General features: G+C 66.2%; 24 protein-coding genes. 10 read left to right on the top strand and 14 right to left on the bottom strand.

What is annotated here, in order from left to right:
* The first annotated feature begins 51 nt into the window (after window positions 1–51).
* Entirely contained in the window at window positions 52–891 is an 840-nt protein-coding gene (locus tag E1288_RS29490; RefSeq protein ID WP_132490736.1) for an acyl-CoA thioesterase, read from the top strand.
* Here the strand turns inward: E1288_RS29490 and E1288_RS29485 are convergent.
* On the bottom strand, window positions 824–1,408 hold the full coding sequence (locus E1288_RS29485) for an acyl-CoA dehydrogenase family protein (RefSeq protein ID WP_207954617.1): 585 nt from the start codon (window positions 1,406–1,408) through the stop codon (window positions 824–826). The genes E1288_RS29490 and E1288_RS29485 overlap by 68 nt on opposite strands.
* A gap of 304 nt (window positions 1,409–1,712) precedes the next feature.
* Here E1288_RS29485 and E1288_RS29480 point away from each other — a divergent pair, with 304 nt between their 5' ends.
* Both E1288_RS29480 and E1288_RS29475 read left to right on the top strand, forming a co-directional pair.
* On the top strand, window positions 1,713–1,868 hold the full coding sequence (locus E1288_RS29480; RefSeq protein WP_165968300.1) for a hypothetical protein: 156 nt from the start codon (window positions 1,713–1,715) through the stop codon (window positions 1,866–1,868).
* Between the two features lie 128 nt (window positions 1,869–1,996).
* Entirely contained in the window at window positions 1,997–3,175 is a 1,179-nt protein-coding gene (locus tag E1288_RS29475) for a TetR/AcrR family transcriptional regulator (RefSeq protein WP_132490731.1), read from the top strand.
* Between the two features lie 171 nt (window positions 3,176–3,346).
* On the opposite strand, the gene E1288_RS29470 is transcribed toward E1288_RS29475, so the two are convergent.
* The 4 genes from E1288_RS29470 to E1288_RS47220 form a co-directional block, all read right to left on the bottom strand.
* The gene (locus E1288_RS29470; RefSeq protein WP_132490729.1) at window positions 3,347–4,483 is read right to left on the bottom strand and encodes a CaiB/BaiF CoA transferase family protein; all 1,137 of its coding nucleotides are present in this window, start codon (window positions 4,481–4,483) and stop codon (window positions 3,347–3,349) included.
* 101 nt (window positions 4,484–4,584) lie between these two features.
* Entirely contained in the window at window positions 4,585–6,159 is a 1,575-nt protein-coding gene (locus E1288_RS29460; RefSeq protein WP_132490727.1) for an AMP-binding protein, read from the bottom strand.
* Window positions 6,160–6,331: 172 nt separating this feature from the next.
* Entirely contained in the window at window positions 6,332–7,261 is a 930-nt protein-coding gene (locus E1288_RS29455; protein WP_132490725.1) for a TauD/TfdA dioxygenase family protein, read from the bottom strand.
* Between the two features lie 6 nt (window positions 7,262–7,267).
* Complete coding sequence (locus E1288_RS47220; RefSeq protein ID WP_165968307.1) at window positions 7,268–7,444, bottom strand: hypothetical protein; 177 nt, start codon at window positions 7,442–7,444, stop codon at window positions 7,268–7,270.
* Between E1288_RS47220 and E1288_RS29450 the strand changes: the two genes are divergently transcribed.
* A complete protein-coding gene (locus tag E1288_RS29450) occupies window positions 7,443–8,114 on the top strand; it encodes a hypothetical protein (protein ID WP_132490723.1) in 672 nt (223 codons plus the stop codon). The genes E1288_RS47220 and E1288_RS29450 overlap by 2 nt on opposite strands.
* 5 nt (window positions 8,115–8,119) lie before the next feature.
* Here the strand turns inward: E1288_RS29450 and E1288_RS29445 are convergent, their stop codons facing one another.
* The 3 genes from E1288_RS29445 to E1288_RS29435 all read right to left on the bottom strand — a co-directional run bounded on the left by E1288_RS29445 (window position 8,120) and on the right by E1288_RS29435 (window position 10,058).
* On the bottom strand, window positions 8,120–8,911 hold the full coding sequence (locus E1288_RS29445) for a LacI family DNA-binding transcriptional regulator (RefSeq protein ID WP_235883873.1): 792 nt from the start codon (window positions 8,909–8,911) through the stop codon (window positions 8,120–8,122).
* Between the two features lie 177 nt (window positions 8,912–9,088).
* Complete coding sequence (locus E1288_RS29440) at window positions 9,089–9,772, bottom strand: DUF1990 family protein (protein ID WP_328592501.1); 684 nt, start codon at window positions 9,770–9,772, stop codon at window positions 9,089–9,091.
* Window positions 9,773–9,809: 37 nt separating this feature from the next.
* A complete protein-coding gene (locus E1288_RS29435) occupies window positions 9,810–10,058 on the bottom strand; it encodes a hypothetical protein (protein WP_132490720.1) in 249 nt (82 codons plus the stop codon).
* An 85-nt stretch (window positions 10,059–10,143) separates the two neighbouring features.
* Between E1288_RS29435 and E1288_RS29430 the strand changes: the two genes are divergently transcribed.
* The 3 genes from E1288_RS29430 to E1288_RS29420 all read left to right on the top strand — a co-directional run bounded on the left by E1288_RS29430 (window position 10,144) and on the right by E1288_RS29420 (window position 12,198).
* Window positions 10,144–10,890 (top strand): DUF1990 family protein, encoded by a 747-nt coding sequence (locus tag E1288_RS29430; protein WP_235883872.1) that lies wholly within the window; start codon window positions 10,144–10,146, stop codon window positions 10,888–10,890.
* A gap of 172 nt (window positions 10,891–11,062) precedes the next feature.
* Window positions 11,063–11,947, top strand: coding sequence for a hypothetical protein (locus E1288_RS48185; protein WP_207954615.1), 885 nt, complete (start codon window positions 11,063–11,065; stop codon window positions 11,945–11,947).
* Window positions 11,948–11,967: 20 nt separating this feature from the next.
* Window positions 11,968–12,198, top strand: coding sequence for a hypothetical protein (locus tag E1288_RS29420; RefSeq protein ID WP_235883871.1), 231 nt, complete (start codon window positions 11,968–11,970; stop codon window positions 12,196–12,198).
* A 293-nt stretch (window positions 12,199–12,491) separates the two neighbouring features.
* On the opposite strand, the gene E1288_RS29410 is transcribed toward E1288_RS29420, so the two are convergent.
* The 6 genes from E1288_RS29410 to E1288_RS29385 form a co-directional block, all read right to left on the bottom strand.
* Window positions 12,492–13,769, bottom strand: a complete 1,278-nt coding sequence (locus tag E1288_RS29410) for a S8 family peptidase (protein ID WP_132490716.1) — start codon at window positions 13,767–13,769, stop codon at window positions 12,492–12,494.
* Window positions 13,770–13,940: 171 nt separating this feature from the next.
* Window positions 13,941–15,071: a M14 family metallopeptidase gene (locus tag E1288_RS29405; RefSeq protein ID WP_132490714.1), complete on the bottom strand. Its 1,131-nt coding sequence runs from the start codon at window positions 15,069–15,071 to the stop codon at window positions 13,941–13,943.
* A complete protein-coding gene (locus E1288_RS29400; RefSeq protein ID WP_132490711.1) occupies window positions 15,068–15,718 on the bottom strand; it encodes a hypothetical protein in 651 nt (216 codons plus the stop codon). The genes E1288_RS29405 and E1288_RS29400 overlap by 4 nt, the downstream gene beginning before the upstream one ends.
* A 496-nt stretch (window positions 15,719–16,214) precedes the next feature.
* Window positions 16,215–16,643 (bottom strand): RNHCP domain-containing protein, encoded by a 429-nt coding sequence (locus E1288_RS29395; RefSeq protein ID WP_132490708.1) that lies wholly within the window; start codon window positions 16,641–16,643, stop codon window positions 16,215–16,217.
* A gap of 29 nt (window positions 16,644–16,672) precedes the next feature.
* Window positions 16,673–17,041: an RNHCP domain-containing protein gene (locus E1288_RS29390; RefSeq protein ID WP_132490705.1), complete on the bottom strand. Its 369-nt coding sequence runs from the start codon at window positions 17,039–17,041 to the stop codon at window positions 16,673–16,675.
* A gap of 338 nt (window positions 17,042–17,379) precedes the next feature.
* Window positions 17,380–17,850 (bottom strand): GreA/GreB family elongation factor, encoded by a 471-nt coding sequence (locus tag E1288_RS29385; RefSeq protein ID WP_132490702.1) that lies wholly within the window; start codon window positions 17,848–17,850, stop codon window positions 17,380–17,382.
* Between the two features lie 576 nt (window positions 17,851–18,426).
* Between E1288_RS29385 and E1288_RS48180 the strand changes: the two genes are divergently transcribed.
* The 3 genes from E1288_RS48180 (at window position 18,427) to E1288_RS29370 (ending at window position 20,460) form a co-directional block, all read left to right on the top strand.
* Window positions 18,427–18,678: a helix-turn-helix domain-containing protein gene (locus E1288_RS48180; protein WP_207954623.1), complete on the top strand. Its 252-nt coding sequence runs from the start codon at window positions 18,427–18,429 to the stop codon at window positions 18,676–18,678.
* A 305-nt stretch (window positions 18,679–18,983) separates the two neighbouring features.
* Window positions 18,984–19,295: a peptidase inhibitor family I36 protein gene (locus E1288_RS29375; RefSeq protein ID WP_165968306.1), complete on the top strand. Its 312-nt coding sequence runs from the start codon at window positions 18,984–18,986 to the stop codon at window positions 19,293–19,295.
* A 673-nt stretch (window positions 19,296–19,968) separates the two neighbouring features.
* Window positions 19,969–20,460: a GNAT family N-acetyltransferase gene (locus tag E1288_RS29370; RefSeq protein ID WP_165968305.1), complete on the top strand. Its 492-nt coding sequence runs from the start codon at window positions 19,969–19,971 to the stop codon at window positions 20,458–20,460.
* The last annotated feature ends 64 nt before the right edge of the window (window positions 20,461–20,524 follow it).

Below are 20,524 nucleotides of genomic sequence, written 5' to 3'. Positions count from 1 at the left end.
AAGAGGAACGTGGTCTTAGGATACTAAGTAAACGACGGATAAGGTAGATGTATGACTTCTGATCTTGATGCTGCGGCGCCGTTCACCAAGCTGATCGAGCTGGAACGGGTTGAGGAGAACCTGTACCGGGGCACTTGTCACCCGGGCGCCCCGTTGACGGCGTTCGGTGGACACGTGGCGGCGCAGTCGCTGATCGCAGCGGGGTCGACGGTGCCGGTCGAGCGCGCAGTGCATTCCCTGCACGGGTATTTCATCCGTCCTGGAAGGACTGATCGGCCGATCGTCTACCAAGTGGATCGCACTCGTGAAGGCGCTTCCTTCACCACCCGCCGGGTCGTCGCCGTGCAGGACGGCGAGACGATCTTCAGCCTGTCCGCTTCGTTCCAGCGGTCCGAGGACAGCGAGGAGCACCAGGTCGACATGCCCGAGGTGCCGCAGCCGGGCAGTCCGGCCGCCGGAAGGAGCGCCGAGGACGAGGCGGAGCGGCAGATCTTCCAGGGAGCGTTGGAGACCCGGCGGATTGCCGACTCGCGCCAGGACTTCGATACCGGGCAGGGGCCGCAGCAGAAGATGTGGGTGCGCGTGGTCGGTGAACTTCCCGACGACCCGCTGGTGCACGCCTGCGCGCTGACCTACACCTCGGACGTGCGATTGGCGTCCACCGCGTACCTGCCCTTCCGCGACGCGCCTGTCGCGCCCAGGATGGCGTCGTTGGACCATGCCGTGTGGTTTCACCGTCCCTTCCGAGCCGATACCTGGTTGTTGTTCACAATGGACAGTCCGAGCTACGCGTCTTCCCGCGGTCTGACACGCGGTCAGTTCTTCACCCAGAACGGCGAGCTGGTCGCATCGGTCGTCCAGGAGGTGCTGATCCGCAAGCGGAAGAGCTGACCGGCAGCCTCGAACCTGTCCCGGCGGGGGCCATCTCACGGCGCGTTGCAAGCCGTCTCGCGCGCCGAGCAGAGCCGGCCCCCGCTCGGAGGGTGGACTGCAGGCCGAGGGATTTGGCGATCACGGTCTTCTGGACTTCGTTGGTGCCGCCGTAGATCCGCGAGACGCGGGTGTCCGCGTAGAGCCGGGCGATCGGGTAATCCCGCATGTAGCCGTAGTCGCCGTGCAGTTGGAGGCACTTGTCGATGACGCGGCCGGCCATCTCGGTGCCGAAGAGCTTCAGCTTGGCGGCGTCGGCGGCGGTCAGCTCGTCCTTGTCGTGGAGGTTCATGGCCCGGTCGACCATCGCTTGGGCTGCCTCGATCTCGCTGGCGCAGGCGCCGATGGCGATGATCAGGCGTTCTTGCACCAGGTTGTCGGACAGGTAGTAGAAGGCATTGCCTTCCTCGCCGAGGAGGTTCTCCACGGGCACCTCGACGTCGGTGAACGAGAGTTCGGCGGTGTCGGAGGCGAGCATGCCGATCTTGTCGAGCTTGCGCCCGACCGCGTGCCCGGATGGTCTCCCGGACCGCTTCGTGGTCCTCGGTGAACACGTCGCGTTGCATGTGCGCTGCTCTCCTCCCGCTGTGGAACTTTGGGTGAACGCCGGTTCAGGCTAGACCAGGAGACGCACCTTGGCGAGGCCCTGAAGTGAACGTGAAGTCAGTCTGATGGCGAACTAAAGTGTTGACTTGCCCATGGTTCCTGGGTAGAAGTAAATGTCAAGACATCAGAGCTCCCGGCGCGGAGGTCGAGCCCTGCACGTCGCTCCGCTGTTCCACTTGGCCGCGTTGGCCGCCTGGAACAACCAGTGCGTGATGGGCGGATCGCACGTCTTCCTGCGAAACGTCGCCGATGTGATCAATCTTTTATTTGAGATTTACAAAAATGGCAAGCGAGTTCATGTCTCGTCGTCGCTTGCGCGGATCAGCCGCTGACGTGCCCTTCCGGAGGTTGCCCACCTGGAACTGCGTGTCTGGTTAATTTACATTTACTTAGAGTGTAGAGTGGCTAAGGTGACGACGGCCGTCGTCACCTTAGTCATGCGCACGTGGAGGATTGACCTGTGGGGCAGGACGCGGTGGCTGTGGAGCGGGATGGCTCGCACGGTGGTGCTCGCCAGCGCCCGCGGGACCGGAAGCAGCAGATCTTGTGGACCGCCGGTCTGCTCTTCGCCGAGCACGGGTTCCACAACGTGACCATGAACCGGATCGCGAGCGAGGTGGGTATCACCGCCGGCGCTCTGTACCGGCACTTCAAGGGCAAGGACGAGCTGCTCAACGCGACCCTGCTGAACTTCTTCGACCGGCTCGACGCGGCGAGCGGCGACTCTGGTTCGCTGGACGGAATCCTGCAGGAGCGGGCGAGGACCGCGGCTGAAATGCCGACCATCGGTGTGCTGTGGTCCAGGGAAGCTCGGCACCTCTCCGAGTCGGACCGCAAGCAGCTGGCCGTTCGGTCGCGCCGGGTGAACCGGATCTACCGCGATGCTCTCCGGAAGGACAGGCCGGAACTCACCGAGGACGACGCGGTGCTGCTGGCCTGTGCGATGCAGTCGGTTCTGGCCAGCACCAGCGGTCACATCAGAGGCCTGTCGACCAAGGATTACGGCAATTGCCTGCTGGCCGGGTGCCGCGCCGCCGCCGGTGTGGAACTCCGACCCGGTTCGGCCGCGGAGAAGTCGCCCGCGCGCGGGTTCAAGCCGGCGTCCAAACGGGAGAAGCTGCTAGCGGCAGCCGTGCGGTTGTTCGGTGAGCGCGGGTTCCAGAACACCAGCCTGGCCGACATCGGGGCTGCGGCGGACGTCAGCGGTCCCAGCCTCTACACCCACTTCGCCAACAAGGCCGACATCCTCGTGGCGGTGCTGGCGCGAGCGAGCCACGCGCTCTGGCTGGATCTGCACGCCGCGTTGAGTTCGAGCGCGACCGAGGCCGCAGCGCTCGACCGCGTTGTGGAGTCCTACATCGCCCTCTGCAGGTCGCAGCCGTACCTGGTCTCGGTCCTGGTCACCGAGGTGGGCACGTTGCCGGAGAGCCGGCGCAACCAGCTCGAGTACGTGCAGGAATGGGTTTCGCTGCTGATGGCCAGCCGGCCGGAACTCTCCTCCGCCACCGCACGTGCACTGGTCAGAGCGGCGATCAACGTGATCAACCACCTGAACTCGAACCAGAGCCTCGTCCGCCGTCCGGGGTTCTACGCCAACCTCACGGCCGTCGCCAGCGCGATCTTGCGCGCGGAGATCTGAACTCCGGCGCCAGCGCTGTGCGCGCGGTTCAGCCGCGGGGCTCGACGCGCCCGGGGCGACCCCGGCGATTCGCATTCGGCTGCGGGAACCGGCCAGGTGATCTGGCGACCGGGACGGGTGCGCGAGCACGGTTCGCCGCACTCGCGCACCCCGCCGTCATGGTCGCGGGCCTCAAACCTCGGTCGCCACGCCGGTGTTGATCAGGTTTTCGATCTCGTGGTCGGGGAGTCCCGCATCGGCGAGCACCTTGCGGGTGTTCTGGCCGGGTTGCGGTGCCGGGCGAGGCACGGCGGATGGTGTGGTGCCGAAGCGAGGTGCGGGCATGGGCTGCACGATGCCGTCGGCGGTTCGGTAGGTGCTGCGGACGGCGTTGTGCGGATGTTCGGGGGCTTCGTGCAGGGACAGCACCGGTGTGGTGCAGGCGTCGGTCCCGGTGAACAGTTCCGCCCACTCGTCACGGGGCTTGGCGGTGAAGATCTCCTCCAACCGGCGATGCATGGTCGGCCAGGCTGCTTCGTCGTTCTGGGCGGCGAAGTCCGGGTCGTCGCTGAGTCCGAGGATCTGCAGGAACGCGGCGAAGAACTGGGGTTCGACGCAGCCGACGGCCATGTGCTTGCCATCGGCGCAGCGGTAGACGCGGTAGTACGGTGCGCCGCCGTCGAGCCGGTTCACGGCTCGGCGGTCTTGCCAGGCGCCGGCGCCGAGGAACCCGTAGGTCATGGCTAGCAGGGCGGCGGTGCCGTCCACCATGGCGGCGTCGACGACCTGACCGGTTCCGCTGATCTTCGCCCGCAGCATCGCGCAGGCCAGCCCGTAGGCCAACAGCATTCCGCCGCCGCCGAAGTCTCCGATGAGGTTCAGCGGCGGCACCGGGTCCTCGGGCCCGCCGATGGCGTGCAAGGCTCCGGCGATGGCGATGTAGTTGATGTCGTGCCCGGGCATCTGGGCCAGCGGCCCGTCCTGGCCCCAGCCGGTCATGCGCCCGTAGACCAGCGCCGGGTTGACCGCCAGCAGGTCGTCGGGGCCGAGTCCGAGGCGTTCGGCCACGCCGGGGCGGAAGCCTTCCAGCACGGCGTCGCAGGTCGCGGCCAGTTTTCGCACCGCCGCAGCACCCTGCGGGTCTTTGAGGTTGATCGCCAGCGAACGGCGGTTGCGCTGCAGCACGGGGTGGGCCGGGCTGCCGGGGCGGTCGATGCGGATGACGTCGGCGCCCATGTCGCCGAGCATCATGCCGCAGAACGGGCCCGGCCCGATCCCGCCGAGTTCCAGGACCCGGATACCCGCGAGCGGTCCTCGTGCTTCGGTCACGTCAGTTCACCTTCCAGTCCAGATCGGTGCCCGCTTCTCGGCGAAGGGACGGGCACCTTCCTTGGCGTCTTCGGATTCGAACACCGGTTTCGCGATTTCGGTCACGAGTCCGGCGGGGTCGCGGTGGACCCGGCGGCATTGGCCAGGTACGCCTCGCGCAGGCGGGATCGGCTGAGCTTGCCGGTGGGAGTGCGCGGCAGCGGGGCGAATTCGATGCGGCCGGGGTTCTTGAAGCCCGCCAGGTGCTTCCTGCAGTGATCAACCAACTCCGCCGCGAGCCGCGTTCGTCCCGCGTCGTCCTTGGGCTCGACGACCGCCACCACGCGATGCCCCCATTCGGGATCCGGGATGCCGATCACCCCGGCATCGGCGACCGCGGGGTGGCTGAGCAGGACGGCTTCGATCTCGGCGGGGTAGATGTTGACGCCGCCGGAGATGATCAGGTCGGTGCGCCGGTCGCACATGTACAGCCAACCGGCGTCGTCGAAATATCCCACGTCGCCGGGTGCGAAATGCTCGCCCCGCCATTGGTGCGCGGTCTCGGCCTCCTTGCCGCGGTAGGCGAACGAGGGACCGCCCTTGATGTAGATCTCGCCAGCGGCCCCGGGAGGTTGCTCTTCGCCGTGTTCGTCGAGGATCTTCACGTCGTACCCCGGAACCACACGTCCGACCGTCCCGGGGTGTTCGCGCCATTCTTGAGGTGTGCAGAGAACGGCTGCACCGGTCTCGGTGGCGCCGTAGTACTCGTAGAGGACCGGGCCGAGCCAGTCCAGCACGGCCTGTTTGACCTCGATCGGGCAGGACGCTCCGGAATGGGTGAGGACGCGCAGGGACGAAAGGTCGTACGAGCGCCGGACCTCCTCCGGAAGCGCGAGCATGCGGTGGAACATGGTCGGCACCACGAACCCGGTGGTGACCCCGTGCTTCTCGATGAGCTGCAGCGTCTTCTCGGCGTCGAACCGTTCGGCCAGCACGACCACGTGTCCCATGTGGAGCGAGGAGATCGCGGTCATGTTCGGGGCCGAGTGGTACAGCGGGGCGACGGCCAGGGAAACTTCGTCCCCGACGCGCAGTCCGAACTGCTCGCTCCGGTTGCGCACGATCTGCGCGTAGACGTTCTCCGGGGCTCCATCCGGCAGAGGCCGCTTGATCCCCTTGGGTTTGCCGGTGGTGCCCGAGCTGTAGAACTGGACAGCACCCGCGCTGCGTTCCTCGGGTGCGGTGGGCGGACTGGCCGAAGCCCGTGCGTCGAGGTCGATGAACCCCGTGGCGGGGCCGAAGCACAGACGAGTTTCCCCTGCCATTCCGGCGAGATCGGCCGCTTCTGCCGTTACCCCGGCGAACCTCGGGGCCGTGACCACGACGGCGGCGCCGGAGTCGCTCAGGACGTAGCCGACCTTCCCTGCCGTCAGGTGCCGGTTGACCGGTGTGAAGTAGAGGCCGAGCTGGTCGGCGGCCAATTGGAGTGCGAGGTAGTCGGGAACGTTGGGCAGCACGGCGGCCACGCCGTCGCCACGCCGCAGGCCCTCCTGCCGGAGGACGCGAGAGATCCGGTGCACCCGATCGAGCAGTGCGCCATAGCTGATCTCGGTGTCATCGGAGAGGATCAAGGCTGTGCGGTGGCGGTGTGAGTCGGCATGGCGGAAGAACCCGGTCGAATCGGGTTTTGGGGTCATCGCGCTACCTTTCGGGACGGCTGTCCGCCAGAGGCGTGGCGGACTTCGTGGTCTGCCGAAGCAACGACGTGCTTCCGGTGTGACTTGCCGGAGGCGGGATGCTCGTAGCGTCCAACGGGAAATCGGCGTCAGACGCCGTATGTTCCGGACCTCTCGGTGATCGGAGGGGTGATCAGTCCCAGCCGTCACCCGCAATCGCCACTCTCTCCATGACCCTGCGGCTCGGGTAGTAGTCGTTGATCGCGTAGTGCTGGACGGCCCAGTTGTCCCAGATCGCAACCGAACCAGGTGCCCACCGGAACCTCACCTGGTACTCGGGTACTCGCGCCTGGAGGCGCAGGTACTCCAGGAGGGCTTGCCCCTCGGCCTCGGGTATTCCCAGGATGCTGACGGTGAACGGCTCGTTCACGTAGAGGGTGCGGCGACCTGTTTCGGGATGGACCTTGACCACCGGGTGCACGACCGTCGGAAGCTCCTCGCGGAGCGCATCCCGCTTGTCGTCCGGGAGGATCCGGCCCCAGGTGGAGATCCAGTCGTGCTCTGCTTCCAGCCCGTGGATGAGGGTCCGCACGTCTTCCGGGAGGTTGTCGTACGCGGCCGCCATGTCGGCCCACATCGTGTCCCCCGCGTTGGCGGGCACTTCCGCTGCGCGCAAGACGGCGCCGCGGGCCGGCTTGGCCAGGAACGAGTGGTCTGAATGCCAGACGTTCTCCATTCCGAACATCTGGCCGTCCTTGGCCAGCCGGGAGATGTTGACCTCGTCGCCGGTGGGGAAGAACGGGTTCGCCTCCGGCTCGCCCCAGATGCGGGCGATCTCGAGTTGGCGCGTCGAGGTGATCTCCTGGTCGCGGAAGAAGATCACCTTGAACTCCAGCAAGGCTCGCCGCAGTTCGGCGCGTAGTTCGCCATCGAGCTCGGCAGCGAGATCAACTCCTCGGAGTTCTGCGCCGATCACCGGTGTGGAGGGACGCACCTCGAACCGCGTGTACGGCTTGCCGGTTCTTGTCCTGTTCAGTTCGCGGACGCCACCTCGGATGAGTTCGAGTTCCACGGCGGTTCTCCTCTTCTCGTCGGTGCTGTTGTCGATCTCCGACCGGGTCATCAGCTGCTAGCCGGTGAGCAGCTGATCCGCCGACCACTGCCGGTGGCGGCTGGGGTGCCGGCCCACATCGCCGATGCACGGGCGCGCCGGTAGTGCAGACGGCAGTTCTCTTCCCAGCAGTGCGACCACCAGCCCAGGCGCGGCGTTGCTGCCGCGCGCGGGTGCCTCCGGTGGTGGTGACATGCGGGTTGTGCTGAACGGCCAATGCCGGGTCCTCCTGAACGACACCGTGGAAACGGCGATCCTCGGGTTGGCTGATCTCGATGCCGCGCCCACGACGAGTTGGATCGACGCGAGGGTCGATCGGGCTCCGGTCCTGCCTGAAGTAAAGCAGCGTTCGACTAAGACGGCAACAGTCGTTTTGTTCTGGTTGACAACTAAGAACATTGGCGGATATGTAAATCCGAATTCGGAGCTAGGTGACGGGCGCCGGGATGGCTGTGACGCGTGGCAGCCTCAGCGCGCGGGTCCGCCGGTGCGCCGCGATCGGCGTTCTGGCAGCCCTCCGCAGCGGGCACGGAGTGGCGCCTCATCCAGGCCTCAACAACCGACCGGCCTGGTCGGCGTGGCGCTCGCCGCGATCGTGGCCTACCCGTTGAGCATGAACTTCGCCCGTGCGGCAAGCCTGTGGGTCATGCGGAAAGTCAGCCACGAAGCGCTGATCGGTGCCTTCGCCGGCCTGATCGTGGTGATCTCCTGGTATGAAGGCGGCGCCTTCGGCGTAGTGGCCACGCTGCTGATCGCGATGGTCGCCGGCGTTGCCAACCGCCTGTACGGAATGCACGCGGGCGTGCAGTTCATGGCCTACTACGTCGCGATCCTCTTCGTTCCCAAGGTGATCGGCTTGGCTTGACCGGATCAGCGCCGCGGGCGGGCATCTCGGGGCCTTCGCTGCGTCGACTGACGAAGACGCAGGGTGGGGGAGAGGACGGCGGCTTCGGCAGGTGTCTCGGCGCCGGCGAGCCTGGCGAGCATGAGCTCGACGGCGCGCTTCGCGAGTCCTTCGTGCTTGAGGTCCATCGCGGTGATCGGCGGAGCGGAGACCCGCGAATGCTCGGAGTCGGTCAGGGAGGCGATCATCAGGTCGTGCGGCACCCGGAGTTTCTGGGCCGCGGCGACCTCTGCGGCGATCGCGGCGAAGTCGCTGGTGGCGACTACCACCGCGTCGGGCCGTTCGGAACTCGCGAGGAGCGGGCGGAACACCGCCGCCGCGTCATCGGTGTTGAGACCTTCGCTGAGCAGGTCGGTGCGCGCTGCACGGCCGTTCCGTTGGCTCCAGGCGAGGTAGGTCTCCCGGGTGCGCCGGTTCCACGCGTTGTCCTCGGTTCCGGTGAGCAGCACGACATCGCGTGCGCCTTGATCGCGGAGGTGGTCCAGCAGGGCTGAGACCGCGGTGGTGTAGTCGAGCCGGACCGCCCAGGTGAACTCGGGCCGTTCCGGGTCCTCCTCGATGGTGACCACCGGGATTCCCCGGTGCAGCAGCTCGGTCAGCACCTCGTCGGAACCGTACGGGTGGGCGATGATGCAGCCGTCCATCGGCACGCTGGCTACCGACGGGTCGTGCAGATCGGGTACGTGGATCAGACCGGTACCACCGGTCGATCTCGGCGCCTTTGACGCTGGTGGCAGGTAGGCCGGTCGCAGCAGCACGGGTCGATCATCATGCCCCCAAGATCACCAGCCGCGCGGAAGCGTCGGCTCGACCGGCCGCGCTCGACATCCCATGCACCGGACCCCACCAAGCCGGATGAGGTATTCGGCAAGGGCAGCGTTCCGGCCTCCAACGGGGTAGCGAATGCGGAAGCGGGATCTGATTGCTGTACGCCTTCACTTGCCATCTCCGTGGAGAGCACCTCGGATACCCGGATGGTGCCACCGCACGGTGAGCAGATCGCCGACGGTGGGGTGGATGCCGGAGGGCGCAAGCACCAGGTCTCCATCGTGCAGGACGGTCGCCGCTGCGGTGGCACCTGTGAGGCGGTCTTGCACCAGCCTGCGCAGGCGTGCGCCGCACTGGCGGTAGAAGCGCAGCTGGGTGCGGCGGCCGAACAGCGACCAGCCCAGCCGGGTGATCGGGCCCAGGGCGGGCGAGCGTTGCGAGAAGCCGGTGATCACGAACTCGACCTTGCCGGACTCCAGGTCCTTGACGAGTTCGTAGCTCATCCTGCCGCGCTCGAGGTGGCCTTCGAGCGTCGCGTAAGCCCAGCCCCACACCTGCTGCGAGCCGCCACGCGTCTCGTCGACCACATGGGTCACACGCACGCCCATGTAGAAGCGCAACCCGTGGAAGCGCCCTTCGAGGAGCAGGTCCCGCCCCAGCAGGGGGTCGCGGCCGTCGTAGACGGCACGGACGATCGCAGGCACCGAGAACTCGTAGTCCCGGACGAGTCGGCAGGCGATCTCCCAGGCGCCGCCGGGCTCCGGCGGGCCTGGTCGTTCGCGCGCGAGGTATTGGCGGTAGGTGTCGAAGTGCCATTCCGGCGGTTGGACTTGCTCAGCGGTGAAATTCACCTGGCGGTGCCGCAAGTTCCCCAGAGCTGAGACGTAGTCAACGCCGCGGAGCAGTCGAGCGCGCATCGCGACTTCGTTCGAGTTCGTGCAGTGAAGCACCAATCAACCACAGCGTTGGTGGCCACAAACCGGTGAACAGGGCTCGGCGCTCGGCGTTGCCGCGCTGTTCCTCGTCGACGGTCTTGGCCCTGACCCACAGGCCCAAGCACAGCAGAACCGACCCCAGCGACAGCACCTGCAGATGGGTGCTGCGCAGCCCGACCTGGTGCAGTGTCCGAACGACCACTGGTCCTCCCCGTGTCATCGCTGGCGTTTCGGGGCATGACACGAGCATGCCCGGCCCGGGCAATCCACGCGAAAGGAGTGCCGTTGTGGCGTCCAAGGGTTCTTTCGTCCGCCGCGCGCTCGCGGTGGCGCGTTTGCTGCTTGGCATGGCCTTGATCTCGTGGCGCTACCTGTGGCAGATCACGCCGCTGCACCGGAGCGAGGAGTGCGGAGATGAGTCGGACCTGCCCCCTGCGTTGTCCGATGACCTCATCGACGAGCGCTGCCAGCTGGTCGGTGATGGGACCGGCCAGCTGTTCCACCGCACCTTCAGCGTGCGGATCGAGGCCGGCGACCTCGACGCCCCCACGTTGATGGCGGTGGTCATGACTGATCTCAACCGAGCCTTCCCGCGCGAGGTCGCGACGGTGCAACGAACCCGAGGTAGGGAAGGTGGCCTGCGGGTCGGTGACGAGCTCGTGGTCCGGATGCCGGGGCCGTGGAACGCGCCGGTCCGGGTTGTGGCCTGCGAGAACACTTCGTTTCGGATGGTGACGCTGCGGGGGCACCTCGAAGCCGGGCAGATCGAGTTCCGCGCCTGGCCGGAGGAAGAGGCGGTTCGATTCGAGATCGAAGCCTGGGCGCGCCCCAGCACCCGGCTGGTGAATCTGCTCTACGCACGAGCGCGGCTGGCCAAGGAAATGCAACTCAACATGTGGGTGCGCTGCTGTCTGCGCGCCGCCGACCTCGCCCACGGCCGAGCACGCGGAGGCGTCCATATCCACACGCGCCGCACGACCACATGCGCCCAGGAACCGAGAGCGGGTCCGGATTCAACGTCGACATGCCCCTGAGCCAGGGCTGCAGCACAAATAGGGGCGGTTCAGCCGCACCAACCCTGGATCCGCGGTGGCGAAACGGGCCGTGAGTCGTGTGGCAGCGATGGCGGCCCAGCCGACTCACGGTCGGCTACCGGCAGATTTCCGGTCGCTCGTTGCCCGGTGCCCGCGACGTTGCGGGTTTACCTTGGCGGCACGGCGTCACGAACCTCCAGGACATTTCAGGGGTGTGGGAGACATGTCCGAGGGTGCATCGGAAGAAGCCGGCGCGGACCGGTTCGAGGTCGAGCCGGAGGATGGCGACACCGACGAACAGCAGAGCTACGACGAACTCGAGCTGGGCGGCGAGGCGAACGAGCCGCCGGATGTTTTCCTGGACGTCCCTGTCCTGAAAGTGGACGAGATCAGCCTCGAGGTCGAGGATCTCCGCGCCCGGGTGTCCCTGCAAGCCGAGGTCCTGGACCTGCTCAAGCTCAATGTCGGGGTGGACGCGGCACTGGGGCGCGTAGCGCTCGAGATCAAGGGCGTCGAGGCGCAGGCGCTGTTGAAGGTTCGCCTCGACAACGTCGCCGCGATCCTGGACCGAGTGCTGAAGACGATCGACCGCAACCCGCAAATCCTCGAACACGTGACCCGGGGCGTGGAGTCGGCGGCCAAGGGTATCGGTGCGGGAGCTGGTGAGGCGGTCAAGCAGGTCGGGCGCGGTGCGGGTGAGGCGGTCGAAGAGGTCGGGGGAGGTACAGGTGAGGCCGTCAAGGACGTCGGGCGCGGTGCGGGTGAAGCGGTAGAAGACGTCGGCGAGACCGTCGAAGAGGTGGGTGAAACCACCAGAGGCGCCGTCGAACAGGTCGGACGAACTGTGGACCAAGCGGTCGAAGATGTCGGGGAAGCCGTCGGTGACGAGGACACGAGCCGTCCCACCAAGGGCGGTCAACGCCCACGGGAGCGAGCAGGGGGAAAAGCCAGACGTGGCGCCCAGGCCAGCACACCCACCGAACGCTGGGCGTCAGGCGGGCCACGGCGGGAGCCTCCCAAGCGGCCCAGGCCGACTGGACGGGATGTGAACCAGTGACAGTCGATGGAGCAGCGGAGGTGACGTTCACCAGCATGGTGTACGCGCGGGAGATGCGCTTTCACGAAGTGCCGGACACCCAGGTCGAGTTCACAGGCCATCCCGGCGAGGAGTCGGTGTCCGGCAGCGAGCGCACCCACCTCCCAGACCCCGTTCTCGCGGGCGTCACATACCGCGAGGTTCACGTCGACTACCGGATCGTGTCCAGGCTGCGGATGGAGCCTGGTTGCGGCAGCGACGGCTCATCCTGAACGCCCCTGCCTTGAGCTCGCGCCGGCACGTTTGTACCCATCTCTCCATAATCGAGTTCACCCGCCGCAGATGATCCGTCCGCGTCTTCGCCCGCCGCCCGTAGATCCGGGTCGACCTGCAGGTGCTCGGCCAGCCGTGCCACCGCCGCTCGCGGTGCCGACGCCACGTCATCGGGGACGAACCCGAGCCACGGCAACGTGCAAAGCGAACCTAGCGAGACTGGTGGGGCCGCCCGATTTTCGTCGAGACGGCGACCCCCAGTGCTCTTCCCGCAGTACGCGCGCTCACGTCGCTACTTCATGCGCGTCCTCAACAGGGCCGCGTAGGCGTTGACCGAGCCGTAGCCGACCTGATTCGGTCCGAAGGGCAGCGGCTCCGAGGTGTCCTCGAGCAGCTTCTTGATCATCCTGGGCAGAAGGGCCGGGTCCGCCTCGCTGATCAGAGCTGCGACTCCGGCCACGTGCGGGCTGGCCATCGACGTGCCGCTCAGGGGTGCGAACGTGCCATTCAGGATGGCGGACGTGATCGACACCCCGGGAGCGGCCAGGTCCGGTTTGGTAAGCCGGATCCCCGATCCAGGACTGAGCCGGCCGCTCGAGGGACCCGTACTCGAGAAGTCGGCCAGCATCTTGGCCTTGTCGATCGCGCCCACCGTGATGACGTTGCGCGCCGCCCCGGGGTGTCGAATGTTGGACTGCCCGTCCGAAGCAAAGCTGTCTTCGTTCCCGGCCGCGACCACCACCGTTACGCCCAGCCTCGACGCGTTGTCGGCGGCGCGGCACAGGATGCAATCGGCGTCGTCGCACACCCAGCTGTGAAAGGGCTCGCTCCATCCGAGGCTGAGGTTCGCGACGTGTGCCCCGCGCCGCACCGCCTGCTCGAGGCCATCGATGACGAACTGGGGTTCGCCGAAGCCCGTCGAGGTAAGCACCTTGATATTGATGATCTCGCTATGGAAGGCCACCCCGCGGAACACGGGGTCATTGCTCGCGATCGTCCCGGCGACGTGCGTCCCGTGTTCGCCGGGGATGTCGGTGCCCTCCCCGGCGGTGCTCACGTTGTCCACAACCTTGCCGGCGAGCGCCGGGTGGTTCGCGTCGACTCCCGAGTCGAGGACCGCGACCTTGATGCCCCGCCCCTGGGCGTCGAAGTCCTCCCAGGCTTGCGGCACCTCGATCGTGAGGGGACTCTCGTTCATGCAGGTGACCTGGTCGGGTGCCTCGAGGGTCAGGCGCTTTACTTCGTCTAACTCAGCGACCCTTTCCATCTGCTGTGGGGTTAGGCGCGCCGTCACCGCGTTGGCCAGGGTGTGGACCGTGCGCACCTCTACGCCTATTTCCCGCAGCAACGAGATCACCGGCTGTTCGCTCGCCTCGGCGCGCCGCTTGAGGTCCTCCAGTCCGCCCAAACGGTCGTTGGGTGCCTCGGTGGCGAGCACACTCTCTTGGTGCAACACGGTGACGGTGAACGCCTCGTGCTGGTTCACCCGCTCGGCCGACTGTCCCAACGCCACGGCGCGGGAACGGCTCTGCTCGATTGCCGCCTGCAGACGAGGCTCCAGTTTTGACATCGCATTATCCCTCCGTGATCTTTGGTCCGGTTACGGTGGCCGGACCAGGCATCCAGGTGGGGCGCCGCTAGTTCGATCAGTCGGCACCTTGCCAGGGATTCTGCTGCTCGCGCCGCGCGATTCGTTCTCGTCGCTCACCAGGTCGTTTCCTCGCCTGTGCGCCGAGAATGCCTAGTTGCCGAACACTCGGCCGATGAAGCTCAGAGCCGCGGGCTCGTTCTCTTCCCAGGTCGGCCGAATTTGGTCCGGCGGAAGGATAAACCCACCTTCCGCGTGTGTCTGCGGACGGAGCTCGACGGTCAGAGAGGGCACGTAGAATTCTCCGTAGGTCCAATCGGTCGTGTCTCCCGCGGTGGGATAGAGGCCGGACGATTGAGTGACGGTGTACTTTTCTCCGTGGACCCCGTTAATCGCGTTTTGCATGTCGCCGGCGACGTCCTCCATGAGCTGCCGGCTCGCCGTGTCGTTGATGGGGTCGGTGGTGTAGCCCCATGGGAAGAGGATCAGCTGTGAGTAGCTGTGGTAGGTAAGTACGCCGGAGAACAATTCGCGTCCGACCAGGTTACGGACCGCCCGCACCTCCGGCTCGGAAAACGCTCTCGTGCCGACGTAGGTCTCGTCTCCCGGTACATGACTGGAAGTGTCGATGTCTAGCGTGCCCCACATGTAGCCGTAGTTCCGGTTCGGGTCGACCCCGACGGTTCCGTCTCGATTCCGGGCGCGGTTCTTCCGCCACAACCGGTTGCTCGTACGCGTGTGCTCGTGGCCGTCCGGGTTCACCATCGGAACGACCCAGACTTCCCCCTTTCGGAGCCACGATTGCACGGCCGAGGAGGATGAGGCGTTCTCCAACAGGTGCTCGGCGAGCAGGTACGGGATCTCAACGGCGATCCACTCCCGAGCGTGGTGACAGCCGAGGAAAAGCATCTTCAGCGTGCTGTCGCTCCGCTCGCCGATCCGAAGCGCCAGGATCGGGCGGTTCTCCACGCTGCGGCCGATCTCGTGCACCTCCGCGATCTCAGGGTGACGTTCGGCGAGCTGGCGCATGTCCGTCTCGAGCGACTCCGCGGAGTGGTAGCCGGTAGTCAGCTGTGCACCGAACGACGACAGATAGCGCTCCGTTGTCTGCAGTTGCTCGACGACGTAACCCATCTGCTGGATCCGGTCCGCTTGTGCCTCAGTGGCCTGGACAACGAGGTGGTCCGGCTTCACTTCCCAGACGTCCAGGCCGGCCGAGCTGGCTAAAAGTCGGTGCAGCGACGCGATCCCGTCGCGCGCCCGGATACTCGCGATGATACTCATGTCGAGCCTTCTCCTTCCGCGCCCTCCGCTCGGTGTCGGGCACGCTCCTCGAACTCGGCTAGCGGGAGCAATCGCTCGACGTGACCGATCCCACGACGCTCCAACTCGGCCAGCACCAGCTCGTCAGCCGCCACGATCAGCATGTCGGCGCGCCGCTCCCACACGTCAAGCCCCCGGGCACGCGCGAGCAGTTCCCTCATTTCACCGTTCTCCGGGGGCGTGACCCGCGCGATCCACAATTCTCCGGTGACCATCCTCGCGTCACCTCCTGCGGCGCAGCGCGACGCGAACCGAGCCTTAGATGATCTCACGTCGAACACCCAGTTGCCTCGCGGCGAGTAGAGACTCCGCCAACAATTCTCGAAGGCTTCCTCGCTGACAGCAACCCGATCGAGTGGCCGTGCACCCCCGTGTCGGGCCGAGACGAGGTAAAGGCCCTCATGGCCGACAGTCATGACCGCACACTCGTGGGACACAGCCTCGACCTGTCCCTGTTCGACTCTCCCTTCAGCGTGGTAAGGGGCTTCTTCCGGAAAAGATATTCCTTCCTCCTTGAGTTCAGCGGTGCCGTCCTGGATCTCTGCATCGCCCGCCACAATGGCCGAGATAAGATCCATCGCCTTACTGGTTCCCGGCTTGTCGGTCATAACTGCCCCAGGTACATCGCGGTCGGCGCTCTGTCCGCAGTGCTGGCAATTACCAGCACGCCATTTTCCGGCGCGGTACGCAATAGATAGAGGGGTACGATGCCGATTCAAATTGGGTTCACCAACGATTCAGATCGAAGCGGAAGGTTCGGACCCCCGGAACCGACGTCTGGTCCAGCTCGCGGAGGACGACCACACCGAAGGACCCACATGCGGCGGCTGGCTGGGACGAGAACGCGGCCCGGTTGGTGGACCATCGGGTCCGGGCCAGCCTCGCCACCGCCACACCCAACCGGACGGAACCCGCACCCGTTGTGCCACTGGGCGAGCTCGGCCTCGTCGGCGATGGTGCGGATCTCGGGCATGACGGAAGACAAGGTGGTTCCTCGATAGTTCGCCCACCCTCTTCCGAGGCGAGCACGAAAGGGGGTGGGCGAGTAGTAGGTGCCGGGGCGGGGGCATCCGCCCCGGCACTACATGGTTCGCGGTCGCGGTGTCACAGTGCGGCGAGCAGGGTGCTGGCCGTGGCACGGCTGTCCTGAAGCGGCCTGAGAGCCAGGCGTATCAGGGCGAGCGCGTTGTCGTCACCGGCGATGCGGTTGGCACTGAGCTCGGCGCAGGACAGGCACTCGTGGATGATCATCCATTCGCCGTCCGCGCGGACGGTCAGGCTCAGGGCCTCCATGCGCCCGCGGCAGTCGGCCGCGCGATCGCCCGGAATGCGGTGGTCGACGTGCTGGCTGACCAGGCAGTGCGGGCAATGGTTGCGGTGCGCGGTACCGGGCGCGACGAGGGATACGTCGAGCCGGCAGCCCACGCACCGGAAGTCATGCGCCCGGTGACCGCCATTGCTGTGCAGCACGTCCTTGTGCCGCTGCGGACGGCTTCGCTGCCCGCGACCGCTCGGTTGTGTGCGGCGTGGCATGGCTGAACTCTCCTTTCCGTAGCGAGCGTTCAGAGCGTGCCGAACGCTTCGAGTGGGAACGGAGGCTGCGCCAGCGGGCGCACGGCCATGCGCATCAGGATGAGCTGGTTGTCGTCCGCGCACACCGGGTTCGAGGTGAGCTCGTCGCAGCGCACGCAGCGGTGGATGAGCATCCAGTCGCCGGTGCGCAGCACCGCGATGGAGATCGGGCTCATCCGCGAGCCGCAGTCGGACGGGCCGCCCTCGACCTGGTCGATGACGTGCCGTGAGTGCAGGCAGGCCGGACAGTGATTGCGCCGGCCGCCGTCAGGGACCAGGGCCGATACGGTCAGTCCGCACCGTACGCAGGTGAAGGTGTTGATGGTGCTCTGGTGGTGAGAGATGTCGTTGCCGGACACCCGGATGCTCCTTGCTGAGAGGTACGAGATGACAGCAAGAGCAGGCCGAGCGGCCTCGGAACACCCGCATTCCGTTGCGGAGCCTACGGGTTGGAGTAAGGCACCGGGATTCCGTCCCGGTAGGACGCCGTGGCGTCACTGCATCGGGGACGGCTACGCGGTGCGGCGAGGCGCGCTCGGCGCGGTCCGGGGCACAAAAACACCTCTTCCAGGGCAAGGCGGAACAAAGAGAATCAGCTGGACTTCCGCAACGTAACACGCGGCCACCGGTCGAGGTCCAGTTCTTTTAAGCAACGCTAAAAAACGGTACTGACCGCGACACCTGCGCACCCAGCGGTCTACGGACGGTGGTGCCCGTGGGGTACCGCCCGCAGGAGCGTTACTTGCACCGTCCCACCGTTGGGAACGCTGTACGTCCGTTGCTCGCCCTGTCTGGCCCCAGACAGGGCGGCCCCGAGGGGTGACTCGGGCGAGTAGACCGCAAGCCCGTCGAGGTCGGCTCCATCACGCGCACCGAGCAGGAACGTTTCGGTCTCGCCGTCGTCGAAGCGGACGGTGAGGACCATGCCGGGCTCGGCGATCCCGTCGTCCGGTGGTGCTTGACCGACCACCGCGTTGTACAGCAACCCCTGGATCTGGCGGATGCGGGCGCGCCGACGCCCCTCATCCACGAACTGGTCGGACTCGCTGTCGACCGTGCCATCGCCACGTTCAGAACCAGCGGAACGGTGGGCGAGCAGTTCTACGAGCTCGTCCCTCAGCCGGTCGTAAGCATCCTGGGTCAACCAGCGGCGTTGAGTAGCGGTCATGGTATTCCTCTGTGTCGATCGATTGGTTTGGTCGCGGATCTCTAACCGCCGAAATACGTTCGGCGGTTAGAGGGGTGGCGGTAGCTTGCCCGAGCGAGGCCGGTGTTGATCAGCGATGTCCCGGGTGCGTGGCGGCGCGTGCATCGCAGCCCGTGTCCGCTTCGTTGATCAACCTTCCGCGACGCGGATGAAGCCGAAAACTCTCGGTGCGGGAGCGCGTGCAGGCGCGCAGTGCCGGAGCCGGCGGTCCGTTCAGGGCTCGCTGATCTTGGTAATACGCAGACTGCGTATTACCGAAGAGCCGCAGTGCTGTATCGGCCGAGAGGGGCGGTCACCGCCGGTTGCGCGCCTGTTTGAACCAGGTGGTCGCATGGTTGGCCGGGCGTGCGCCGGTCACGAACGCGATCCGCGGACCGCGACGGGTGTTTTCGATATCGTCGACCATGACCAGCCCTCCCGGATTCGACGCAACCGCTCCATACCGAGGATGGCCGAGGCTTGGGCCGTGCCCATTGTCGTGAGCGAACAAATATCCAATCGATCTTGTCTGCTTTCTCCAGTCGTCAGAGCCGGGGGATGTGCTCTTCGTACGCCTTGCGCACCCCGCCACGCTGGAGAGGCCCAGGCATCAGCTCGAGCGCTGGGAACTTGGTCGAGCCGACACCTGCCGTCGCAGCCGGCATTCACGCCGAACTCAGGACCGGAGCGGACAGCGTCTCCGACGTCGCCCACCGTTGGGGATTCACCCACCTCGGACGGTTCGCTTCGTCTTACCGCAAGCGCTTTGGCGTCCACCCCTCCCAGACCCTCCGGAACGGCGGTGTTTGAAGGGGACCGCAGCGAGGTTCGGCGTGTGCGACGGGTGTCGTGCACAGCAGCGCTGGCACGGTTGCTTATGCGGTCCGACCTCGAGGAAGGGCTTCTGAACCTGTACGCCTCGTGGCAGCTCTACGACGTGAAGGCCGGAGACCGCCGTCTGGGTGATGTGCTCGCTCCGGGACAACAACATTTTCGATCTGGACGTTTGTGCGGGAGGGGCCCGGAACGGGCCGGGCACCAATCGGACGCGAGGGCAAATGCTGATGAGATTCACCCGACGGGTAGGGCGAGGCGGGGTCGCCGTCGCTGCGGCAGTGACGCTGGCGACCACCGGCGTCGTGGCCGCACCGCAGGCCTCGGCTGCTGAGGCCTGCCGACCGAATGGCTTGTGCCTGTACTACAACACCGGATTCAACGACATGAGGTTCGTGACCGAGCGAACCGGAGTCGGCTGTTGGACCCTCCTCGTCTACGGGCTGCGCGATCACGTCAACTCTTACCGCAACAACCTGCCCGTCTACGTGGATTTCTTCGACGCCAACGGAAATCTCGCTTGGAGAATCCGTCCTGGCGGCAGCAGCTCTGACAGCAGGCCGTTCGGGGGCGAGTACTCGGTCTGCACCTAGCGAGAAGCATCTTCAGTCGGCAATTGCTGGGGTGATGTTCGCCCGTTTTCCGGCGAGTACTACGAGGACCCCGGGTCACCGCGACCGCGGTTGAGCCAGGCCATGAGGGCGCGGTTCGTGCTGCTGGTCGATGTGGTGGTGGATCAGCAGCACGCCGTGCCCGCCGGCCGCAGCCGCTCGGACACAGCTTCGGCCACACTGACGCTGCGGTGCCGACCGTTCTTGCATGACACGTCTACCCGCACGTCGCAGCCAACGTCCACGAAACCCAGCGGGTGGTAGCGGACCTCATCGAGTGCCGATGGTCGTTTGCCTCGTCCGCCGCGGCCATGCTGACCCGCCTTCTCTCAAAAAGCGCCGCACTGGCCGGATCCTCGGCAACCCGATCGCCAGTTGAAGGAAGCACCACGAGAGTGCCCTGCCCTGGCGCGGATGACGAAGACGTGGTCCGCCTGGCGTCTCTCGTAGCTGTGGAACGCCAGACTATCCAATGCCCTCTAGGCGCTTCCCTGCCACTGCACTGCCTCATAGGGGAGTTCAGATCACAGCGCTTCGCCGCCGTGGAGGGCGCCGCCGGAGCCGCGCTTTCCGCGTCTCAAAATCCCCAACCCCGGGGTAACGGCCGAGCCTGCTTTCCGATATGCGGGTGGCCGGGATACACGGGAGGCGAACGATGGTCACTGTGCGGTGGCGACTCGACGACGACCTGCGCAAAGTTGAAGCGCTGATCGTTGAGGCGGGATGGGCGACCATGGCAGGGAGTTTCCGGCGTTCCAAGCGCCCGTGCCTCGTTGCGGAGGGGACCGACGGCGACATTGTCGGCTTCATTCAGGGGCTGGTTGACGGGTATCCGCCAGACGGGCGGATCTTTAATGAGTGCTTCGGGCCGTTCGAGCACGTCGACCCTCCACACTGCAAGATCGATTGGATCTGCGTGTCCAAGCGGGCTCGCCGAACGGGCGTCGGCCGTCGCCTACTGCACCATTTCGCGGTGGAAGCCTCCGAGCGTGGATGTTCGCATGTCGCGTTGAAAGCTGACGAGTCCTCAGATGCCGGTGGGCGCTTGGCGTTCTTCGAAAAGTTCGGTTTTTACCCCTTGGACCCACAGCAGCCGGAACACCTCCAAGGCGTCGACTTGGCGACACTGATCAAGCTCACCGCCTAGGCGGTAAACGGCGGGCGCAGGCGCGTTCGAGATCACCAGTGGCACAGGTGGCTGCGAAGCTGCT

The organism is Saccharopolyspora elongata (genome assembly GCF_004348985.1).
GTDB lineage: Bacteria > Actinomycetota > Actinomycetes > Mycobacteriales > Pseudonocardiaceae > Saccharopolyspora > Saccharopolyspora elongata.
This window is presented reverse-complemented; position numbering and strand designations above follow the sequence as displayed.

What these genes read in the sequence shown, in the direction of transcription:
- E1288_RS29455 (WP_132490725.1), bottom strand. Translation starts at nt 7,261, where the DNA reads ATGACCCGGTCGGAGATCGACAACAGCACCGACGAGAAGAGGAGAACC.
- E1288_RS29385 (WP_132490702.1), bottom strand. Translation starts at nt 17,850, where the DNA reads ATGACCGCTACTCAACGCCGCTGGTTGACCCAGGATGCTTACGACCGG.
- E1288_RS29460 (WP_132490727.1), bottom strand. Translation starts at nt 6,159, where the DNA reads ATGACCCCAAAACCCGATTCGACCGGGTTCTTCCGCCATGCCGACTCA.
- E1288_RS29405 (WP_132490714.1), bottom strand. Translation starts at nt 15,071, where the DNA reads ATGAGTATCATCGCGAGTATCCGGGCGCGCGACGGGATCGCGTCGCTG.
- E1288_RS48180 (WP_207954623.1), top strand. Translation starts at nt 18,427, where the DNA reads ATGTGCTCTTCGTACGCCTTGCGCACCCCGCCACGCTGGAGAGGCCCA.
- E1288_RS47220 (WP_165968307.1), bottom strand. Translation starts at nt 7,444, where the DNA reads ATGTCACCACCACCGGAGGCACCCGCGCGCGGCAGCAACGCCGCGCCT.
- E1288_RS29485 (WP_207954617.1), bottom strand. Translation starts at nt 1,408, where the DNA reads ATGCTCGCCTCCGACACCGCCGAACTCTCGTTCACCGACGTCGAGGTG.
- E1288_RS29370 (WP_165968305.1), top strand. Translation starts at nt 19,969, where the DNA reads ATGGTCACTGTGCGGTGGCGACTCGACGACGACCTGCGCAAAGTTGAA.
- E1288_RS29395 (WP_132490708.1), bottom strand. Translation starts at nt 16,643, where the DNA reads ATGCCACGCCGCACACAACCGAGCGGTCGCGGGCAGCGAAGCCGTCCG.
- E1288_RS29450 (WP_132490723.1), top strand. Translation starts at nt 7,443, where the DNA reads ATGCGGGTTGTGCTGAACGGCCAATGCCGGGTCCTCCTGAACGACACC.
- E1288_RS29490 (WP_132490736.1), top strand. Translation starts at nt 52, where the DNA reads ATGACTTCTGATCTTGATGCTGCGGCGCCGTTCACCAAGCTGATCGAG.
- E1288_RS29410 (WP_132490716.1), bottom strand. Translation starts at nt 13,769, where the DNA reads ATGTCAAAACTGGAGCCTCGTCTGCAGGCGGCAATCGAGCAGAGCCGT.
- E1288_RS29400 (WP_132490711.1), bottom strand. Translation starts at nt 15,718, where the DNA reads ATGACCGACAAGCCGGGAACCAGTAAGGCGATGGATCTTATCTCGGCC.